The sequence below is a fragment of the Labilibaculum sp. genome, assembly GCF_041595635.1.
Taxonomy (GTDB): Bacteria; Bacteroidota; Bacteroidia; order Bacteroidales; family Marinifilaceae; genus Labilibaculum.
In genome coordinates this window covers 76,929-96,077 of the sequence record NZ_JBFHJW010000003.1, presented here as the reverse complement: position 1 = coordinate 96,077, position 19,149 = coordinate 76,929, and the positions used below count along the sequence as shown (strand labels likewise).

Sequence of the window (19,149 nt, the reverse complement as noted above, 5' to 3'; positions counted from 1 at the left end):
TGCTTTTATCTTGATTCGATGAATCGTTTATTTTAGTTGGTCGGATTAAGATCCAAAATCATCATATTCAACCATTTCATCGGGTACACCCAATTCATACAACATGCTAGTGACTGCTGAATTCATCATTGGAGGTCCACAAAGGTAGTATTCAACATCTTCTGGTTCTTCGTGTTTAACCAAATAGTTGTCGTAAATCACCTGGTGAATAAATCCGGTTGGTCCTTCCCAATTGTCTTCAGGCTGAGGCTCAGATAAAGCCAGGTGCCATTCGAAATTAGGAAATTTAGCTGCAATTGCATCGAATTGCTCGGCATAGAAAACTTCTTTTAAAGAACGAGCACCATACCAGAAAGTAGCTTTACGGCCTGTTTTCACAGTGTGAAACATATGGAAGATGTGAGAACGCATTGGAGCCATACCAGCACCACCACCAATAAACATCATCTCGTTGTTGGTTTCTTTAATAAAGAACTCACCATAAGGTCCTGAAACGGTAACTTTATCGCCTGGTTTACGAGAGAAAATAAAGGAAGAACAAATTCCAGGATTCACTTTCATCCATCCACCGTTTACACGATCGAAAGGAGGAGTAGCAATACGAATGTTCAGCATTACAATGTTTCCTTCGGCAGGATGGTTTGCCATTGAATAGGCACGATAAGTAGGCTCTGGATTATTCATTTTAAGATCGAACATATTGAATTTCTTCCAATCTTCACGATAATCTTCGTCGATATCCATGTCTTTAAAATCCACCTCAATTTTAGGAACATCAATTTGAATGTACCCTCCCGATTTAAATTCAAGAATTTCACCTTCTGGCAATTTCACTACAAACTCTTTGATAAAGGTAGCTACGTTATTATTGGAAACCACTTCGCATTCCCATTTCTTAATTCCTAAAATTTCTTGAGGAATTTCCATGCTAAGGTCTTCTTTCACTTTCACCTGACAAGCCAAACGCCAATCGTTTTGCGCCTCTTTACGAGTGAAAAAACCTGTTTCGGTAGGTAAAATAGAACCGGCTCCACTATGAACCTGGCATTTACACATTCCACAAGTACCTCCACCTCCACAAGCGGATGGCAAAAATATTTTTGAAGCTCCTAAAGTTCCCAAAAGAGAACTTCCAGGTTCTGCAACCAATTTCAGTTTTCCATCATTAATATCAACAGTAACTTCTCCCGAAGGAGTTAGTTTCTTTTTTGCATATAAAAGGATAGAAACCAGTACCAGGATCACCAGTAGGAAAATCACAATACTTATGGTGATAACTGTTCCCTGTGTTGTTAATAATATCATCTCTATTCTGATTTTTTAAATTATGAATGATCGATTATAAAGTAGAACTAGTCATTTCTAATAGAGGAAAACTTCACCTTCCCATAAAGACAGACTCTTCTAAAATTTATATCTATAACTCATAAATTATAATTCATAATTAAATAAAAGCTTAGAGTTTGATCCCCATAAAGCTCATGAAAGCAATTCCCATTAATCCGGTTACAATAAATGTAATTCCAAGTCCACGCAAAGGAGCTGGAATGCTTGAGTAACGAATTTTTTCACGAATTGCGGCGATACCGATAATGGCTAGAAACCAACCCAGACCCGATCCAAGACCAAAAGAAGTGGCTTCGGCTAAGGTTCCATAGTCTCTTTCCTGCATGAAAAGCGAACCTCCTAAAATTGCACAGTTTACAGCAATTAATGGAAGAAAGATTCCCAAAGAAGAGTACAATGTTGGTGCAAATTTTTCAACGATCATTTCGACCAGTTGCACCAATGAAGCAATTACTGCAATAAACATGATAAAGCTTAAGAAACTTAAATCAACATCAGCAAACGAAGGGTCAATCCAAGTGAGAGCTCCACTTACTAATATGTATTTGTTTAGCATGTAATTTAAAGGAACGGTAATTCCTAAAACAAATATCACGGCAAGTCCGAGTCCAACCGAAGTTTTTACTGTTTTTGAAACTGCCAAGTACGAACACATTCCTAAGAAGAATGCGAACACCATGTTGTCGATAAAAATCGACTTGATAAATATATTAATCAGATTTTCCATGTTTCGATTTTTCTTTACAATTAATTCGACTCGATCAAAGATTTATTTCTAGATCTCTGAACCCAAATAATAATTCCTACGGTAATCAAAGCCATTGGAGGAAGAATCATTAAACCATTGTTTTGGTATCCCATATCGTAAAATACTTGTGGAATTACCTTAAATCCATACAATGAACCCGATCCTAATAATTCACGGAAAAAGGCAATAACAATAAGGATCCAACCATAACCAGCAGCATTTCCTATTCCATCAAGGAAGGCAGGCCAAGGGCGGTTTCCAAGCGCAAAAGCTTCCAATCGACCCATAATAATACAGTTGGTAATAATTAAACCTACGAATACAGATAACTGTTTGCTTACCTGATAAGCAAAAGCTTTTAATACCTGATCGACAACAATTACCAAAGCTGCAACAATTACAAGTTGAACAATGATACGAATACGTGAAGGAATGGTATTTCGAATTAATGAAATAATAACATTAGCAAGTGCCAATACGGCCATAACCGAAAGGCTCATCACCACTGCCGGCTCCAACTTTGCTGTTACGGCCAATGCGGAACAAATCCCTAATACCTGCACGGTAATAGGATTATCGCTTCCCAATGGATTTTTCAGCAATTTCCGATTTTTAGCGGAGAATAATGGTTCTTTATCGCTCATCTCGTGCTTATTTTGAAGATTTTAAATATTTTTCATAACTACTAAGGTTATCATGAAGCATGGCTTCCAAACCTTTTGATGTTACAGTACCACCCGATACTGCATCAAATTCGTGAGGATGACCTTCAGCTCCACCTTTAACCAAAACTAAAGAAGTGAACTTTCCTGTCTCATCGAAAATTTCCTTTCCTGAAAAAGGTTTCTGAAATTCCGCTTTTGAGATTTCTGCTCCTAAACCAGGAGTTTCACCCTTATTTCCGAAGGTAGCACCATAAATGGTTTTTCCGTTTGGTTCCATAGCTATATAGCCCCAAATAGCGCCCCACATTCCACGACCTCGAATTGGAATAATCATTTTCTCACCAACTCCTTCTTTACTAAAAAAGAAAATAGGAAGTTGTCTTTCTGCAACGGCCTTACTATTCTCGATTTTCAAATCCACGTCAAAAGTTTCATTTTTATCTTCTGAAGTAACATCCCCTGCAGAATTTACGATTACCGATTTCACAATATACTGATCGTAAAGTTCTTCGGCATTTTCAGGAGTAGATAAAACATTTACAGCTTTTAAAATGTCTTGCTTTTTCTCTATTTCTATATTTCTCGTTTGACGGGGCTTAAGTTGCAAAGCAGCAAAAGAAAGAACCGCAGCAACTAAGACCACCATGATAGCGGCATAAAGAAATGTATATGTATTGCTTTGAGTATTCATTTTCTAGTTGATTATTTGATTAAGCACTCACCTTAACTCGTTTCAATCTTCGTTTGATGTTACTTTGAACCACATAATGATCGATAAGTGGAGCGAAAGTATTCATAAATAGAATTGACAACATCATTGCTTCGGGGAAACCTGCATTTAATACGCGAATTAATACCGCAAGGAAACCAATTAGGAAACCATAGATGTATTTACCCGTAGCGGTTTGTGATCCAGATACAGGATCGGTAGCCATAAATACTGCTCCAAAGGCGAAACCTCCCATAATTAAGTGCTGCCATGCAGGAACCAATTCCATATAAGCATTTCCGCCAATTAAATTGAAAAGTAAACCCATTACATATCCACCTGCAAACACAGATACAATAATTTTCCAGCTTCCAATTCCAGTTGCTATTAAAATTACAGCTCCAATTAAAATGGCAATAGTCGATGTTTCTCCAATTGATCCTGGAATCAATCCAACAAACATATTCCATCCATTTGATAGATACGAATCGAAAATACTTTTTGCAGCATCACCTGTTGAATCAACTAAAGTAGCAGCATGTGCTAAAGGTGTTGCTCCTGAAAAGCTATCTGCTTTTTCGGCAATCCATACCGATTCTCCAGACATTTTTGATGGGTAAGCGAAGAAAAAGAATGCACGAGCAATTAATGCTGGATTCCAAATATTCATTCCTGTACCACCAAATACTTCTTTACCAATTACAACAGCAAATGCAGTTGACACAGCTACCATCCAAAGAGGAGCTCCAATAGGCATAATTAAAGGTATTAGCATTCCAGAAACCAGGAAACCTTCGTTTACCTGATGACCTCGCATTTGCGCAAAGGCAAATTCAATACCCAAACCAACAACGTAGGAAACAACAATAATAGGAAGGATTTTGATCAAACCATAAATGCAGATATCTAAAAATTCGGTATTAGCAATTTCGCCTATCGATAAAAAATGTTGATATCCTGTATTGTAAATTCCAAAGAGTAATGCTGGAATTAAAGCAATAACAACAATTGACATTGTTCGCTTCAAATCAATAGCATCTTTAATGTGAGTCCCACTATGGGATGTAGTATCGGGAACGAATAGAAAAGTTTCAAATGCCTCGAAAGACGACTGCAACTTTGCAAACTTCCCACCCTCTTGAAACAAGGGTTTCTTTTTATCAAGAAATTTTCTTAGTGCTTTCATTGTATATTATTATCCGTTTTTTCTTAGCTCATTTCTTTAATCATCAGATCAATTCCTTTGCGAACCAAATCCTGCACATTAATTTTCGATGTACATACAAACTCGCATAAAGCAAGATCTTCAGGAGCAACTTCGTAAATCCCCAACTGTTCCATTTGATCAATATCTTCAATCATGATGGATTTAATTAGTTGTTGTGGAAGCACATCCATTGGCAATACCTTATCGTATTCACCAGTCATTACAAAAGCACGATGCTCTCCATGTAAATTAGCATCCAAACGGTATTCTTTATTTGGCATTAACCAGGAAAAGAAAGTTTTCGACATTGAGAATTTTTGCAAACCAGGCAGGGCCCAACCTAAAAATTCAAATTTATCTCCCTCTGGAATAACGGTAATTTGTGAATCATAGAAGTCTAAGAATCCATCTTCAGAGATTTGTGATCCTGTTAAAACATTTCCTGAAATAACACGAATTTTCTCGTCGTCTTTCAATTTCCCTTTTAGGATATTACGTACCGAACTACCTTGAATGATCTCGAAATAACAAGGTGTTTTTACCTCGGAACCACAAAGAGCAATTTTACGACTTACATCGTAAATGCCTTTTAAGAATAATTTTCCGATATAAACCACTTCTTGCGGACGAATAACCCAAGCTATTTCACCTTTATTCATCGGGCTTAAGTGATGAATTTGAACGCCCACATTTCCTGCAGGGTGAGTTCCTGTGAATTGGTTTATTTCAACGTTTTTAGCCTCACAAAACATTTTGCTTTGATTGACAGTAGGATTGATATTTACATGAACCTTTCCATCTGTTAATTTTGCAAGTGCATCTATACCTGCCTGAAATGCTTCCGATTCTCCCTCTAAAAGGTAATCGATGTCGGCAGCCAAAGGTGCTGTATCGAAGGCCGAAATGAAAATTGCTTTAGGCGTATCTTTCGGCTTTGCAATTACATCATAAGGACGTTGACGTACAAATGCCCAAAGGCCACTTTTCAACATCTCTTCTTTTATCTCCTCACGAGAAAGTCCATTGGGATCTGCTTTTTTAAACTCTTGGTATTGAATTTCAGAATCCGCTTGAATCACTACTTCTAAAATTCTTCTGCGCTCGCCACGATTTACGGCAACAACCTTACCACTAACCGGAGAAGCAAAATTAATTTCGGGGCAATACTTATCGAAAAACAGGGGATCTCCTGCTTTCACTTCAGTATCAACCTTTACTTTTAATTTAGGTGTTAATCCGGGGAAGTTGGATGGTTTAATTGCGTATGTCTCAGAGCGATCAGCTTTTTCAAGTACTTTCTCAGCCTTTCCTGCCAGCTTAATATCTAAGCCTTTTTTGATCTTCTTAACTTCAGACATGTTAAACTATTTGAATTTATTAATTTGCGTCAAAATAACTAATTTAATCTCTAATTCACAATGTTTACTCCGAACACTTTTCTGTTACTTTGTAGTACCCAAAAACTAATTCGCAGTATGTAAAAAATTCGAACACAAATATATAAAGCAATTTTGTATTTTTGAAGTCCTTTGGTCTATTTTTAACCAACACTTACATTTATAACATGAATAAATTCTTCATTATCCCCATAAACATTGTGTTTCTTATACTTCCAGTGATGATATTTGGGCAAAAACACCCAGTCAATACTACTTATTTCAACGAAATAAAGAAAAAGAACATATGTACTGTACAGATGTACCCGTCAGATTGGGCCTTAACAGAACCTATAATTGAATTAAACAGCACCAACCAACTCCTTTTTTCCTTTGATGAAATTGAAGAAAATATTCAGGATTACTCGTACCGAATAATTCATTGTACTGCAGATTGGCAGAATTCAAACTTGAGTCAGTTCGATTATTTAGATGGTTTCATGGAAAATCAAATTCAGGACTACGAACGATCCTTTAATACCAATGTAAACTACATACATTATTCCTTACAAATCCCCAATGAAGACATTCAACTTCGTTTATCGGGAAATTATATTTTGGAGGTTTATGAAGATTTCGATCCCGATAAGGTAATTATACGACAACGCTTTAAAATATTTGATACTGAAATAGAAATTACTGGCGAGGTAAAACAACCAGCTGCTATTTCTAATAGAAATACTCATCAGGAACTAAATTTTAGTATCTGGCACCCCAACTTCAAAATCGACAATCCGCAAGGCGACTTAAAAGTTATTTTAACTCAAAACAAGCGTTTCGATGGAAGCCAAAAAAAGCTAAAACCTCTTTTTATCCGAAAAAATGAACTCGTTTTTACCGATAAATCCCAAAACACATTTCCTGGCGGCAATGAATTCCGCAATTTCGATTTAAAAAGCTTGAGATATCAAACCAGTTCCATTCAAGAAATTAGCAATCGAGACGGACAAACTCATGTACACCTTGTTCCAGGCCATATTCGCCAATTCGATCGATACATTTACGATCGCGACATTAATGGTCGATATTTAATTGATGTGCAAGAATCCGACGAACCTAACACCGAAGCAGACTACAGCTACGTTACCTTTTATCTGCCTTTCGATGATGAAATAAAACATGGTGACTTATATGTGTATGGTAATTTTTGCAATTGGCAGTGTTCCGATATCAACAAAATGGTGTACAATTTCCGAGCTAAATGCTATCAAAAAACCATTTTCCTAAAACAAGGATACTATAACTATCAGTATGCTTTACTCGAAAATGGCAAACAAGTGCCAGACCTTCACTACATAGAAGGGAACCATTGGCAAACAGAAAATGAATACACCATTTATGTCTACTACCATGAATTTGCGGGGAATTACGACAGACTGATTGGATACAAAACCATCAACTCAACCGCTAAATTTTAAATGATTTATGCAATCACATAAATTACGCTTCTAAAAAAAATGAATTCATCTAATTATTACTGAATGAGAATTTTTCCATTCAGATGTTTGATTTAAAAAGATTTTAAATCCTACTTTTTAAATCTTCGCGATAGGTATTTGCAATAGGAACCATTTTATTCCTGATGCAAACCTGATTTCCTTCCAAGTAATCAATCTTTGCAAGATTAATAATAAAGGATCGGTGAACTCGTAAAAATACACTAGCAGGTAATTTGGTTTGAAAACTTTTTAAGGTTTCATGAATCATGATACAATCCTCATCGCGATACAGTTTTAAATAGTCTCCTTCCGATTCTATAAAATTTAATTCCGAAGGCCTTAGTAAAAAAGTTTTTCGATTCGATTTCACCAAAATACTTTCTTCTGGAGTATCTACTTCCACCCTCCTATCCATTTTCAATTCAAGAAATTTATTTACTGATTTTAAAAAACGTTCAAACGAAAATGGTTTCAAAAGATAATCCAAGGCATTCAAATTGAATCCTTCAACAGCATGCTCGGGATAAGCCGTTGTGAAAATTACCATAGGCGCACTCTCCAAACTCTTTAGCCAATCTATCCCATTTAATTTGGGCATATTGATATCTAAAAATAACAGATCTATTCTTTCCCGTAAAAAAATCTGATTGGCCTCTAATGCATCCTTACAGCTTGCCACTAATTTTAGCTGCGGACAATCCTGAAGATAGGATTCTAATATTTCTTGCGACAAAGGTTCATCTTCCACAATCAGACAAGTAAACACATTTTCTTCTTGACTATTCATTTAGATCTAGTTTAAGTTTTACTTTAAATTGATCCTGCCTTACAGCGAGCGTCAATTCATGTCTTTCTGGATAGTGAGAATTTAATCGTTTCTTCACATTATCGATTCCAAATCCACCTACTTTACCAATGTTCCTATTTTTTTTATCAGCAATAGTATTTGTTAAAATCATGCTAATATTTTTCTCTTCTACACAAATTTGTAAATCAATTAAATTAGAATTGGATTGATTTGCACCTCCATGTTTAAAACTATTCTCGATAAAAGGAATGAAAAGAAAAGGAACAATTTGCTGGGAACCCACTTCACCCTGAATGGTATAATTAATGTTGATATCGGAATTACATCTCAGCTTTTGCAAATCCAAGTAATTGCTAATATAATTGATCTCATTTTCGAGAGACACCGTTCGCCCTTTTGTTTCATAAATCATGTAACGCATCAAATCCGAAAGCTTTAAAATATATTCTGGCGTTTCTTTCGCATGCTTGCGCGATAGAGCATACAAAGAATTCAGATTGTTGAATAGAAAATGAGGATTAATATTTGACTTTAAAACATTTAATTCCAACTCCGCCTGTTCTCGCTTTACTACTTCTAAAGCTTTTTGCGCTTCTAAGGCATAAAAACCAAACTTTGACATTTTTAAAAGAGTGCTTAAAGCTAGATAAACGAAACTGAATTTTAGTAAATCTTCAAAACTGTAAGAGGAAATAAACAGATAATCAGGTACAATCCAATCGCTCAACTTTTCGAATGTAAACTGATTCATAAGGGCTACAAAATACCACAGACAGAAAACACTGATCAAATACAATGCATATTTTTCCTTTTTCAATAAAAACCTGATTAATACTGCCGTGTTCACATAAACTCCGAAAACTAAACTGATATGAAAAAGCAAAGTGTATACAATATCAATATCCGTAATCTGATTCTCTAAGGCAAAAAACTGAACCAAAACAGAAAATGAGCAAAGCCAAAACAGAATATGTTGTAGTATTCTATTTTGAACTAAACTCTTCGGTATCGCTGCAAATCTATTAATCATTTTAATATCAATCTTACTCAGACTTAAAATCTAAATCTTCTATTCGTTTCAATATCAAAGCTTTTTTAGGATCATTAAACATCTTATCATCAGAAAACTTAATCAGAAATTTTTGGAGATCAGATGTTTTGGATGTAAGAACAATTCTATCTCCACGCTTTATGTAATCAATTCTAATTTTATTTTCATCAATTAACTTCTCAAAAACATCATTACCAATGCCGTCCAAAATCAACTGATCATCTTTTATTTGCAATTTAAACAATGCATGCATTGGCACTACAAGACCGATAAGATTTATATTATCTAAATTCTTCTCCAAAAATTTTTCATTGGGTATAAGATCTAGAAAATAATTCCCATCTAATTTAGAAAGTCTACCATCAAAAACAGCATTTTTCTCTTTTTTTGATCTTACTGTAATTTGATAATGCTTTCTTAAAACAGGATTAAAGAAGAACTGCTCAGTTTTATCGCTCTCTGTAGAATCTACAATTGTTTTGATTTCAATTATCTCGTGATCTTCATCTATCCATACACCATCAAGATCATCCAGATGTACTCTATCACTATCTGTATAAAGAGGATGCAATGAACTCACAACACAAGATTGAGTTGCAAAAAGAATGAACAGAAACAAACAGCTTAATTTAAAATATTTAGTTTTCATGACCATTTATTATTTGTAAAACAATTTGGCTATCCGCGGAGATGACCATTATCTGAAGTAAAATAAGAGAACCCACATTCAAATATGAAAAATTTTCGATAGCTGACAGCTACCATTCGTTACATTCTGCAAATTTTACGATTTCGTTCTCTGTACAATGTCATTCAGCAACGAAAAGTCACACGATTTAACGCCTTTACCCAAAATTTCGTAATCACAGCCCACTATTAACCAAAACCATTTTAAGTGGTGTTTTCGCCATTATTCTTCAACCCCATAATATTATCAGATTTCGGGCTGCAGTTCCTACTTGCAAGCCTCCAACCATACGGTTATGCAATCCATCTTTACAGATGTAAGTATTCCTGTACAAAATGAAACCATTAAGGATTTACTCTCTACCGGAGGAATGGCAGGAATGCTCAATACCATTTGGCTGATTCTTACCGCCATGGTTTTTAGTGGTATCCTGGAAACAGCTGGAATTCTGCATAAAATTACCGAAACCATGTTGAAAGCTGTTCATTCGCAAGGATCGCTGGTAACAACCACTGTTGCCAGTTGTGGATTTCTGAACCTTACCGCTTCCGATCAATATATTTCCATTGTAGTTACCGGTCGTATGTTTTCCAAATCGTACAAAGATCAGGATTTAAAACCAGAAGTTTTTACGCCGAACACTTGAAGATACCGGAACTGTGACCTCTGTTTTGGTTCCCTAGAATACATGTGGAGCTTTGGGCTTAGCTACTCTTGCCTTCGCTCCTTTTTGCTTTTTCAATATTATTAGCCCAATAATGACCATTGCCATGGCCTACCTCAATATCAAAATTAGAAAACTGTCCGATTTTACAGAAAAATCAGCCATAAACTAAAAAAGACTATTAATTGTATTTGGTTTTTAAGGATTTTGCAAGTCATGATAATACTCATAAAAGAATAAATGCTTTTTTTTTACATTTGTTCAGAGTGAAAATAAAAGCAAGAAATAACCCTTAAAAATACAGCATCATGCCAAAAGGTATATACAATGTTCCAACTGCTACAAACGAGCCAATCTTATCATACGCTCCAGGTTCTCCAGAGAGGGCTGAATTGCAGGCAACAATTAAAAAAATGCGTTCCGAAGTAATCGATGTGCCTATGTTTATTGGTGGCAAAGAGGTTCGTACGGGCAATCTGTTTGCCATGACTCCTCCTCACGATCATCAACACTTACTGGGACATTATCATCAGGGTGAGAAAAAACACATTCAAATGGCCATTGATGCTGCTTTGGCTGCCAAACCTGCTTGGGAAGCAATGGCCTGGGAACATCGAGCTGCGATTTTCTTGAAAGCGGCTGAATTAATTTCTGGCCCCTACCGTCAGAAACTGAATGCAGCTACTATGCTGGGACAGTCGAAAAATGCATTTCAGGCAGAAATTGATTCAGCTTGCGAAATTGCAGATTTTTTGCGTTTCAACGTTCAGTACATGACTGATATTTACAAGCAACAACCTGTTTCCTCAAAAGGTATTTGGAATCGTGTTGAGCAGCGTCCATTGGAAGGATTTGTATTTGCATTGACTCCTTTCAACTTTACAGCTATTGCAGGTAACTTACCTACAGCTCCGGCTATGATGGGAAACTGTATTGTTTGGAAACCATCAAAAACAGCTGTTTACTCTGCTCGAGTTCTTATGGAAATCTTCAAAAAAGCGGGTGTTCCTGATGGAGTTATCAATCTGGTTTACGTATCGGGTCCTGCCGCGTCAGAAGTTCTATTCAGCTCTCCAGACTTTGCAGGAATTCACTTTACAGGATCAACAGCTGTGTTCCAAAATATTTGGAAGAACATTGGAGAGAACATTCATAAATTCAAATCCTATCCACGTATTGTAGGAGAAACTGGTGGTAAAGATTATATTTTCATGCACCCATCGGCTCCTGCTAAAGATGTAGCAACAGCTATTACTCGTGGTGCTTTCGAATTCCAAGGTCAGAAATGTTCGGCAGCTTCAAGAGCTTTTATTCCCGCAAGCAAGTACGAAGAAGTTATGGCTTTTGTTCAAGAGGATATGAAGACAATTAAAATGGGAGGAACCGAAGACTTCACCAATTTTGTGAATGCCGTAATCGATGAAACTTCTTTCGACAAATTAGCCGCAGCTATTGATGCAGCTAAAGCTTCTCCAGATGCCGAGATTGTGGCCGGTGGTACTTACGACAAATCGGTTGGCTATTTTATTGCACCAACTATTATTCGTGCCAAAAAATCCGATTACATCACCATGAGAGAAGAATTGTTTGGACCTATACTTACTATTTTTGTTTACGAAGATGATCAGATAGATGAAACACTTGACATTTTAGACAAAGGTTCAATGTACGCTTTAACAGGTGCCATTTTTGCCGATTCTCGTTACGCAATTGAAAAATTAACAAAACGTTTAACGCACACAGCAGGTAACTTTTATATTAATGATAAACCAACTGGTGCTGTTGTAGGACAACAACCTTTTGGTGGTGGTAGAGGTTCAGGAACTAACGATAAAGCGGGTTCTATGATCAACCTATTGCGTTGGGTTTCTCCTCGTACCATTAAAGAAACCTTTGTTCCGGCTACCAATTACATGTATCCTAACTTTTTAGAAGACTAGCAAAATAGTTTACAATAACTTGATCTCTCAAAGATCAAAGCAAATTTATACATTGGGTAAAACGATCGGAGTTCTCTTCGATCGTTTTTTATTTCCAAAAACAGTTAGTTTGTTTTTCTATTTCCAAAGCAGAATCAGCAAATAAATTCCATCATCCACTTTTAAGAAACCTACTCGAGATCCTAAAAATAAATATCTTAGACATTTACTCATTTACTTTTCGTCTATTCGCCTTTCAGACTCTCACATATTCTTTGTAATTTAGCCTGAAATAAAAACAGAATGAATCAAAAGCAAATCCAAAATATTGCACTAAAAATCTTACGTAACAAATACGTAATCACCTTCCTGATCTTTTATTTATGGCTATATTTTTTCGATCAGCACTCCATATGGGATCGAAGAGGAAATGAAAGCACCATTGAATCCTTAGAAAAAGAAAAAGCCTACTTTATCGAAAAAATTGAAAATGATAAGAATCGCATTCACGAGCTGAAAACCAACAAGGAAAACCTGGAAAAGTTTGCTCGCGAACAATATTTAATGAAGAAAGAGAATGAAGATATCTTTATTCTTATAGAGGAAGATTAAGAAAGCCAAAGCTTCTATTTAATTGCTAATTTCTTTCGGATTCTTCTCATACTCTCGATAAATTCCTAACAATTCTTTTGCCGAATATATTCCTTTGGTTTCTACTCCTAAATCGGCTAATAATAATTTTGCACACACCACAATGCTCTCCTCATCGATAAATTGTTCGTGCACATTATTCATATACTTTAGCACTTTAAATGCATTAAAAGCAGCAAAAAATTTCTTGCGGAATGCTTCCAAACTAGAACAGTTTCGGTTTATTTCATCCAAAGCTTCAAAAAAAGCATCTTCTTTTAAATAGGAACGAACAGGTCCTGGAAGATCAACGATTAATTTGTGCAAATAGGTTTCGTAGTCTACCTTATAAAATTGATCAACCCGATCGAAAAGCACTTTCAGCTCTTTAAATGCAGAATAGTTATAGGTTTGATAATCGCTAATTCCCTCTTCCATAAAATTGGTAATTGCCTTTCCGGTGCCAAAAGGAACTCGATTCGATTCTCTAGGCGAAGGAATCACCCGAGTGGTTTTGATCTCGTAAAATTTTCCCAAAGCAATAATTTTCTGCAGAAAATAAAAATCTTCACCGGCTTGACGACGATTCATTCCTCCTTGCATTTGGTAAGCCTTAGCTGAAACTGCAAAACTAGAACCAACAGTGTGATATGCATGTGGATGACCAGCAAAACGCATGGCTAGCATGTAGTAACGTAAGTACAATTCATACTGAGCAATGGCATCGTAAATTGGCTGTTCAAAATCAGTTCCTTCCAAAGGGTGCTCATAAAAAATATTTGCTCCGTTGGCTTTTGGGTGCTTTTTGAACATCTTTTCGATCTCAACAAAATAGCTGGTATCGCAAGTAGAGTCTGCATCGAAACCAGTAATGATTCCGTTGGATTTATTAATTTTATTAAATCGCCTAAGCGCTTCATCCATGACGATTTTTCGAGCCAAGCCTACGCCAGCAAACTTCTTGGGCAAATTAGGCTGATGAATCAGGTAAAACTTTAACTTCTCATCCTGATGTGTCTCCATCCAAGAATTCGCTTCAGCAATTGTTTTCTGATTCTGATCCAGTACATCCTGACTTGCTAACTCTCCTGAATTCACAATTACCAAAACCTCTACTTTTCCATTTGCACGTTCGCAATTCCACAACGACTCCAAACTGGTAAGCAAATCGGGTTCGTTAAAACAAGGAATTGTCACAATTAGATTCAAGTCGTCAGAAACTGGACTTGTTATATAGTCTGGATACAGTCCTTGCTTTTTTAAGTATTTATCAGCGAAAGCCATGCAGTTCGTTTAAATGTTAGAAATGAAATTTGAGACAAGAAAATCTTCTAATCATTCTTTAATTGGTTAAAGGAAAATTAGAGGGTAAAATATGTTGCAGCCTGCAATTGATTTTTTCGAATAGGATGACTCAAATTTATAAAATACAAAGATATACAAGTAAGGGCAGATCGCTTGCGCTTATCTGCCCTTACTTGTATATTTTTAGTACTTATTTGGCTTCTGCAGTATATCTACTATTTAAACCATCAATAATATCCTGTGTAATATCCAAACCATCTTTCGAAAACAATACGTTTCCACCTTTTGTTGTGCTCAAAATTACACTGTAGTTATGTGATGCATTGTAAATTTTCAAATAATTGCTAACACTATCCAATAATCTTCTGCTATTTGCTTGTTGCTCGCCCACTAGTTTATTAGAAAGCTCTCGATCTAATTGTTGCAAATTTTGTTGTTTCCCAATTAAAACACGTTGAGCTTCTTCAGCTCTCTCACGACTTAAAAAACCACCATTTTGTACCTTACGCTGAAACTCTGTTGCTTCTTTCTCTAATTTCTGTGCTTTAAAATTAAAGTCTGTTCTCGAATCCTCTTGTTTTTTTAAGAATTTCTCGTTTAAATCGCGAGAAAAATTATAGTTAATTAGTAAGGAATCAGTATTCAAATATACAACGGCACCTTCGCCAGCAACCGATTTAACATTTTTTGAATCGCCTGTTGAATTCGAAAAATGAAGTACGTAAAGAATTCCAACTGCAACAATTAATACTGCATTTAAAGCAATAGATAAATTTTTCATAGGTATTTTAAGTTTTAATTATTCAAAAAAAGTACCCTTTCCTTCAGCATAATTAGATCAGAAGAACGAATGAGTATTTTGAGAGCTTCCGAAATACATGCCCAATTATAGGTAGAATTAATGTTTTTCGATTTTTCCTAGCAAATATAAGCTTAAAAAGGAGACAAAAAAATACTGTCTCATCAAATTTAACATTCCTTATTTATTAAAGCACAACAAATAATGATTGCTGATAAAGGTCATTCTTTTTATTTACAATACTATTTACATTGCTTACAATATTTAACCCAAATACCCATTTAAATATAAGCCCAATGTTTAATAAATTAATAGCAGCTACCCTTCCCTACATGCCCCAAAAGTTCGTTTGGATTTTCTCTAAAAGATACATTGCCGGCGAGAGCATAGAGGAAGCTATTTTGGCTTCAAAAGAGCTCAATAAAGAAGGAATAAAAGTGACAATCGACTTGCTTGGTGAATTTATCAAAGATCTACATCAGGCCACTGAAAACAAAGAAGCCTATTTGAAAATCATTGATGCTTTTGAGGAAAACAAAATTGATGGAAATTACTCGGTAAAACCGACTTTTTTTGGTTTGCTGATTGATGAAGAAATTTGTTATCAAAATGTCAGAACCATTGTGGAAAAAGCTGCCGAACACAACAATTTCATTCGCATAGACATGGAAGATTCATCCTGTGTGGATAAAGAAATAAAGCTCTTTAGAAGATTAAAAGCTGAGTTCCCAAAGCATGTTGGATTAGTAGTCCAGGCCTATTTGAGAAGAACTCTTACTGATATAAGTAACATGATGGATCTGCAAAATGGAAGTTCAAAATTAAACTATCGTCTTTGCAAAGGAATTTATGTAGAACCCGAAAAATTAGCCTATAAAAAATACGAAGAAATCAATGCAAATTATTTAAAAGGACTAGAGTTTATGTTCCAAAATAATATCTTTCCAGGAATTGCTACTCACGATAAAAATTTGATAGAACCAGCCTTTGCATTAATCGAAAAATACAAAGTCTCTAAGGAAAAATATGAATTTCAGATGCTTTATGGCGTTACACCAGAACTTAGAAAAATGATTCTTGACAAAGGCCACAACATGAGGGTTTACGTTCCCTTTGGAAAAGATTGGTTTGGCTATTCGACCCGAAGATTAAAAGAAAATCCAAAAATGGCAATGTTAATAATAAAGGCTTTATTTCATAGAGGATAGGAATCTTCCTCATTTTGCAAAAAAAGGCGGTGAACAATCAGAGGCCACAGAAAAACTATCTGTTTTAGGATAGTAAAAAAATTAAAGAAGGTAATTTATAGGCTAAACACCTACATGTTACCTTCTTTGTTTTTTTATGAGATTAATATTTGATTAGCTCTAAATGGTGGAAAATGGGCAGAAATGGTTCAGTTTGGGTAAAATGCACTTTATAATGTGCTGTACCTACATTAGTTTCAGTATTCTTTTCAGATTTACTGCAAATATTGTCAATGCTCCTTGCATTTGCATGCAATCCAGACCATATGAAGTGGCCCGATCAAAACCATGAGAATTTTTAAGTTCTCCATTTTTAGCTTCTATCTTATAACGATGTTTTGATTTTTCTTTGAAAATTTCTGAGTTCTGAAACTCGACCTGTTTTTCATGTTCTTTAGAGTTTATTGTAACCGAATATGACTTACTCTTGGCTCCATCTTTATAACATCCTGCTCTTTGTGAACAGACTTTGCATTTTTCGACATCAAAATAGTAGGCTATTGCTTGATTTGTCTTTTTAGCTCCTTGCTTTGCTTTTCGTATAGCCATATGTCCAGCGGGACAAACAAACATATCAGCATCTTTATTGAATTCAAACTTGTCTTCCTCCTTCTAAAGCCTTGTGTAATTGCCGGGTTTAATTTTGATACTATTTGTATGCCATTTTCTTTTCCATAAACTAAATTGCTTTTTCCAGAGTAGGCAGAATCTCCAATAACAGTGTCTACTTTTTCCATTCCGTTTTGAATGCTTTGCTCTATGATTTCAGGTAGCAAAGGACCATCGCCTTTTTCGCCGGAAGTTATTACTGCAGCTGTTATGATACGCTCTTCTGTCATTCCAATATGACTTTTATAACCGAAAAAAGAAGAATCAGTTGATTTGTGACCAATCCGTGCATCTTCATCTTTCGATAAAGTATACTTGTGCTGGGTATCTTCTATGGTTTCTTGAAGATGATTTATTTTTTCTTTTACTTTTGGGTAGTTGGAAATGACATCGTTTTTAGAAATGAAATCCACTAAATCTAAACAGTAGCTTAGTTCTAACTCTAAATTATCATTTGTGTTCTTGTGTGGTAATTGCTCTTTTATATCTTCATCTAAACTATAGATCATTTTTCGAAGCAACTTTGCTCTTTCTTTTAACACTTCTATAGGAGACAAGGGATTGCATCTACTTTTTGTATGAGTAGCATCTACAATAATAGAGGTGGATTTGATTATTCCTTTTTCTACAGCAATAGAAACAGTTTTGCCAATGAGAAGATTTAACAAATCTGTATCCTTAAGTCGCAAACGACGAAATTTTGTTAACGTACTTGGATTAATTACATCCTCCTCAGGAGCCATACCTAAAAAGTACTTAAACGACATGTCAAATCTTGAACGTTCAACCACATCTACGTCCGAAACGTTATAAATAACTTTTAGTAAGAGGTACTTAAACAACCTTATTGGACTCTCTGCTGTACGCCCATTATCCTGACAATATTTAGAGGACAACTCATCATAGATAAATGTAAAATCAATCAAATCGTTTATTTGTCTCAGGATATTATCCTTGGGAATAATGAGGTCGTATAAGCCCGAATGGAAGCTAAATGATATGCTTTGTTGTTGTGCTAACATGAGAAGTTATTTGAAAAATCTACATACAAAGAAAGCAGTAAAAAAAGAAGAATAAATCAATCTTTTTACTGCTTTTATTATTTATGAGACTTTTTCAGTGGCCTCGAACAATCACCGCCTTTTTTTATTCTTTATCGATAACATTGTACTTGTACATCTGCTTTAGAGTTGTAATCTCCTTATCGGTAACGATGTTATCAGGAATTTTCAAATCCTGTTTCCTCTTAATTCTTTGAATTTCGGGTAAAGTTTGCGACAAACTCACTCCTACAATCATATCTGGTGGAACCATAACCTGATTCTCATTCTGCGATATATGCTGTTTAATTAACAAATCGGTATTTGCTTTTGCATCCATTGTTTTAGGCTGCATAGTTAAAGCTTCGTAGGTAGCTGAATTAATATTATTCTTGGCTCTAACATATTCAGGGGTATTCACTTTTGCATTCATAAATGCCTCTTTAAAATCACCAAAACGAGGCAAAATCAAAACTTCCTGCAAAGCAAAAGTATCCTTAGCCATAAAAACACCAAACAAATAGGAATCCGACTTTAAGCTATCACTAACAATCACCCGAACACTGTGGTATCCTACATAGGAATACTGAATGGTATCACCAGAGTTTACCCAAAAGGAAAATCGTCCGTAGGAATTGGTTGTTCCTGCTCTTTTATCATTCACACGAAAATGCGAATATGGCAAAGGTGATAGTTCCTTTTGATCCATTACAGCGCCAGTGAAAAATATGGAATCGTTCTTCGTTTTTTGAGCCTGCACACTTTCACCTAACAAACTCCCCAGTAAAAGAAATAGGCATCCTACAATTATTTTTTTCATAAAATAAATTTTTTAACT

At 35.5% G+C, this 19,149-nt stretch carries 17 protein-coding genes and 1 pseudogene; 5 read left to right on the top strand and 13 right to left on the bottom strand.

Annotated features, from left to right (window positions below; all coding sequences use genetic code 11):
- Positions 1-45: 45 nt before the first annotated feature.
- The 6 genes from nqrF to ABYT26_RS01820 form a co-directional block, all read right to left on the bottom strand.
- Entirely contained in the window at positions 46-1,305 is a 1,260-nt protein-coding gene (gene nqrF / locus ABYT26_RS01845) for an NADH:ubiquinone reductase (Na(+)-transporting) subunit F (RefSeq protein ID WP_372751183.1), read from the bottom strand.
- A 151-nt stretch (positions 1,306-1,456) separates the two neighbouring features.
- Positions 1,457-2,074 (bottom strand): NADH:ubiquinone reductase (Na(+)-transporting) subunit E, encoded by a 618-nt coding sequence (nqrE, locus tag ABYT26_RS01840; RefSeq protein ID WP_372751182.1) that lies wholly within the window; start codon positions 2,072-2,074, stop codon positions 1,457-1,459.
- A gap of 20 nt (positions 2,075-2,094) precedes the next feature.
- Positions 2,095-2,739 carry an NADH:ubiquinone reductase (Na(+)-transporting) subunit D gene (locus tag ABYT26_RS01835; RefSeq protein WP_372751181.1) on the bottom strand — a complete coding sequence of 215 codons (645 nt, stop codon included), beginning with the start codon at positions 2,737-2,739 and terminating at the stop codon, positions 2,095-2,097.
- Between the two features lie 7 nt (positions 2,740-2,746).
- Entirely contained in the window at positions 2,747-3,451 is a 705-nt protein-coding gene (nqrC, locus tag ABYT26_RS01830; protein ID WP_372751180.1) for an NADH:ubiquinone reductase (Na(+)-transporting) subunit C, read from the bottom strand.
- Positions 3,452-3,470: 19 nt separating this feature from the next.
- Positions 3,471-4,655, bottom strand: a complete 1,185-nt coding sequence (locus ABYT26_RS01825) for an NADH:ubiquinone reductase (Na(+)-transporting) subunit B (RefSeq protein WP_372751179.1) — start codon at positions 4,653-4,655, stop codon at positions 3,471-3,473.
- Positions 4,656-4,678: 23 nt separating this feature from the next.
- Complete coding sequence (locus ABYT26_RS01820) at positions 4,679-6,034, bottom strand: Na(+)-translocating NADH-quinone reductase subunit A (RefSeq protein ID WP_372751178.1); 1,356 nt, start codon at positions 6,032-6,034, stop codon at positions 4,679-4,681.
- Positions 6,035-6,240: 206 nt separating this feature from the next.
- On the opposite strand from ABYT26_RS01820, the gene ABYT26_RS01815 reads away from it, so the two are divergent.
- Positions 6,241-7,530: a DUF5103 domain-containing protein gene (locus ABYT26_RS01815; protein WP_372751177.1), complete on the top strand. Its 1,290-nt coding sequence runs from the start codon at positions 6,241-6,243 to the stop codon at positions 7,528-7,530.
- Positions 7,531-7,633: 103 nt separating this feature from the next.
- On the opposite strand, the gene ABYT26_RS01810 is transcribed toward ABYT26_RS01815, so the two are convergent.
- The 3 genes from ABYT26_RS01810 to ABYT26_RS01800 are packed head-to-tail and all read right to left on the bottom strand — an operon-like array spanning position 7,634 to position 10,059.
- On the bottom strand, positions 7,634-8,338 hold the full coding sequence (locus ABYT26_RS01810; protein WP_372751175.1) for a LytR/AlgR family response regulator transcription factor: 705 nt from the start codon (positions 8,336-8,338) through the stop codon (positions 7,634-7,636).
- The gene (locus tag ABYT26_RS01805; protein WP_372751174.1) at positions 8,331-9,389 is read right to left on the bottom strand and encodes a sensor histidine kinase; all 1,059 of its coding nucleotides are present in this window, start codon (positions 9,387-9,389) and stop codon (positions 8,331-8,333) included. The genes ABYT26_RS01810 and ABYT26_RS01805 overlap by 8 nt, the downstream gene beginning before the upstream one ends.
- Before the next feature lie 13 nt (positions 9,390-9,402).
- On the bottom strand, positions 9,403-10,059 hold the full coding sequence (locus ABYT26_RS01800) for a hypothetical protein (protein ID WP_372751173.1): 657 nt from the start codon (positions 10,057-10,059) through the stop codon (positions 9,403-9,405).
- 334 nt (positions 10,060-10,393) lie between these two features.
- Here ABYT26_RS01800 and ABYT26_RS01795 point away from each other — a divergent pair, with 334 nt between their 5' ends.
- The 3 genes from ABYT26_RS01795 (at position 10,394) to ABYT26_RS01785 (ending at position 13,293) form a co-directional block, all read left to right on the top strand.
- Positions 10,394-10,744 carry a Na+/H+ antiporter NhaC family protein gene (locus ABYT26_RS01795; RefSeq protein WP_372751172.1) on the top strand — a complete coding sequence of 117 codons (351 nt, stop codon included), beginning with the start codon at positions 10,394-10,396 and terminating at the stop codon, positions 10,742-10,744.
- A gap of 326 nt (positions 10,745-11,070) precedes the next feature.
- On the top strand, positions 11,071-12,702 hold the full coding sequence (pruA, locus tag ABYT26_RS01790; protein WP_372751171.1) for an L-glutamate gamma-semialdehyde dehydrogenase: 1,632 nt from the start codon (positions 11,071-11,073) through the stop codon (positions 12,700-12,702).
- A 282-nt stretch (positions 12,703-12,984) separates the two neighbouring features.
- Positions 12,985-13,293 (top strand): septum formation initiator family protein, encoded by a 309-nt coding sequence (locus ABYT26_RS01785; RefSeq protein ID WP_372751170.1) that lies wholly within the window; start codon positions 12,985-12,987, stop codon positions 13,291-13,293.
- Between the two features lie 18 nt (positions 13,294-13,311).
- Here ABYT26_RS01785 and ABYT26_RS01780 read toward each other — a convergent pair whose 3' ends face one another.
- Positions 13,312-14,595, bottom strand: coding sequence for a glycosyltransferase family 2 protein (locus ABYT26_RS01780; protein ID WP_372751169.1), 1,284 nt, complete (start codon positions 14,593-14,595; stop codon positions 13,312-13,314).
- Between the two features lie 211 nt (positions 14,596-14,806).
- Positions 14,807-15,397 carry an OmpH family outer membrane protein gene (locus ABYT26_RS01775; RefSeq protein WP_372751168.1) on the bottom strand — a complete coding sequence of 197 codons (591 nt, stop codon included), beginning with the start codon at positions 15,395-15,397 and terminating at the stop codon, positions 14,807-14,809.
- Between the two features lie 314 nt (positions 15,398-15,711).
- On the opposite strand from ABYT26_RS01775, the gene ABYT26_RS01770 reads away from it, so the two are divergent.
- Positions 15,712-16,623, top strand: coding sequence for a proline dehydrogenase family protein (locus ABYT26_RS01770; protein WP_372751167.1), 912 nt, complete (start codon positions 15,712-15,714; stop codon positions 16,621-16,623).
- Positions 16,624-16,848: 225 nt separating this feature from the next.
- Here the strand turns inward: ABYT26_RS01770 and ABYT26_RS01765 are convergent.
- A pseudogene (locus ABYT26_RS01765) lies at positions 16,849-18,293 on the bottom strand (IS1182 family transposase).
- 124 nt (positions 18,294-18,417) lie between these two features.
- On the bottom strand, positions 18,418-19,131 hold the full coding sequence (locus ABYT26_RS01760; protein WP_372751166.1) for a hypothetical protein: 714 nt from the start codon (positions 19,129-19,131) through the stop codon (positions 18,418-18,420).
- Between the last annotated feature and the right edge of the window lie 18 nt (positions 19,132-19,149).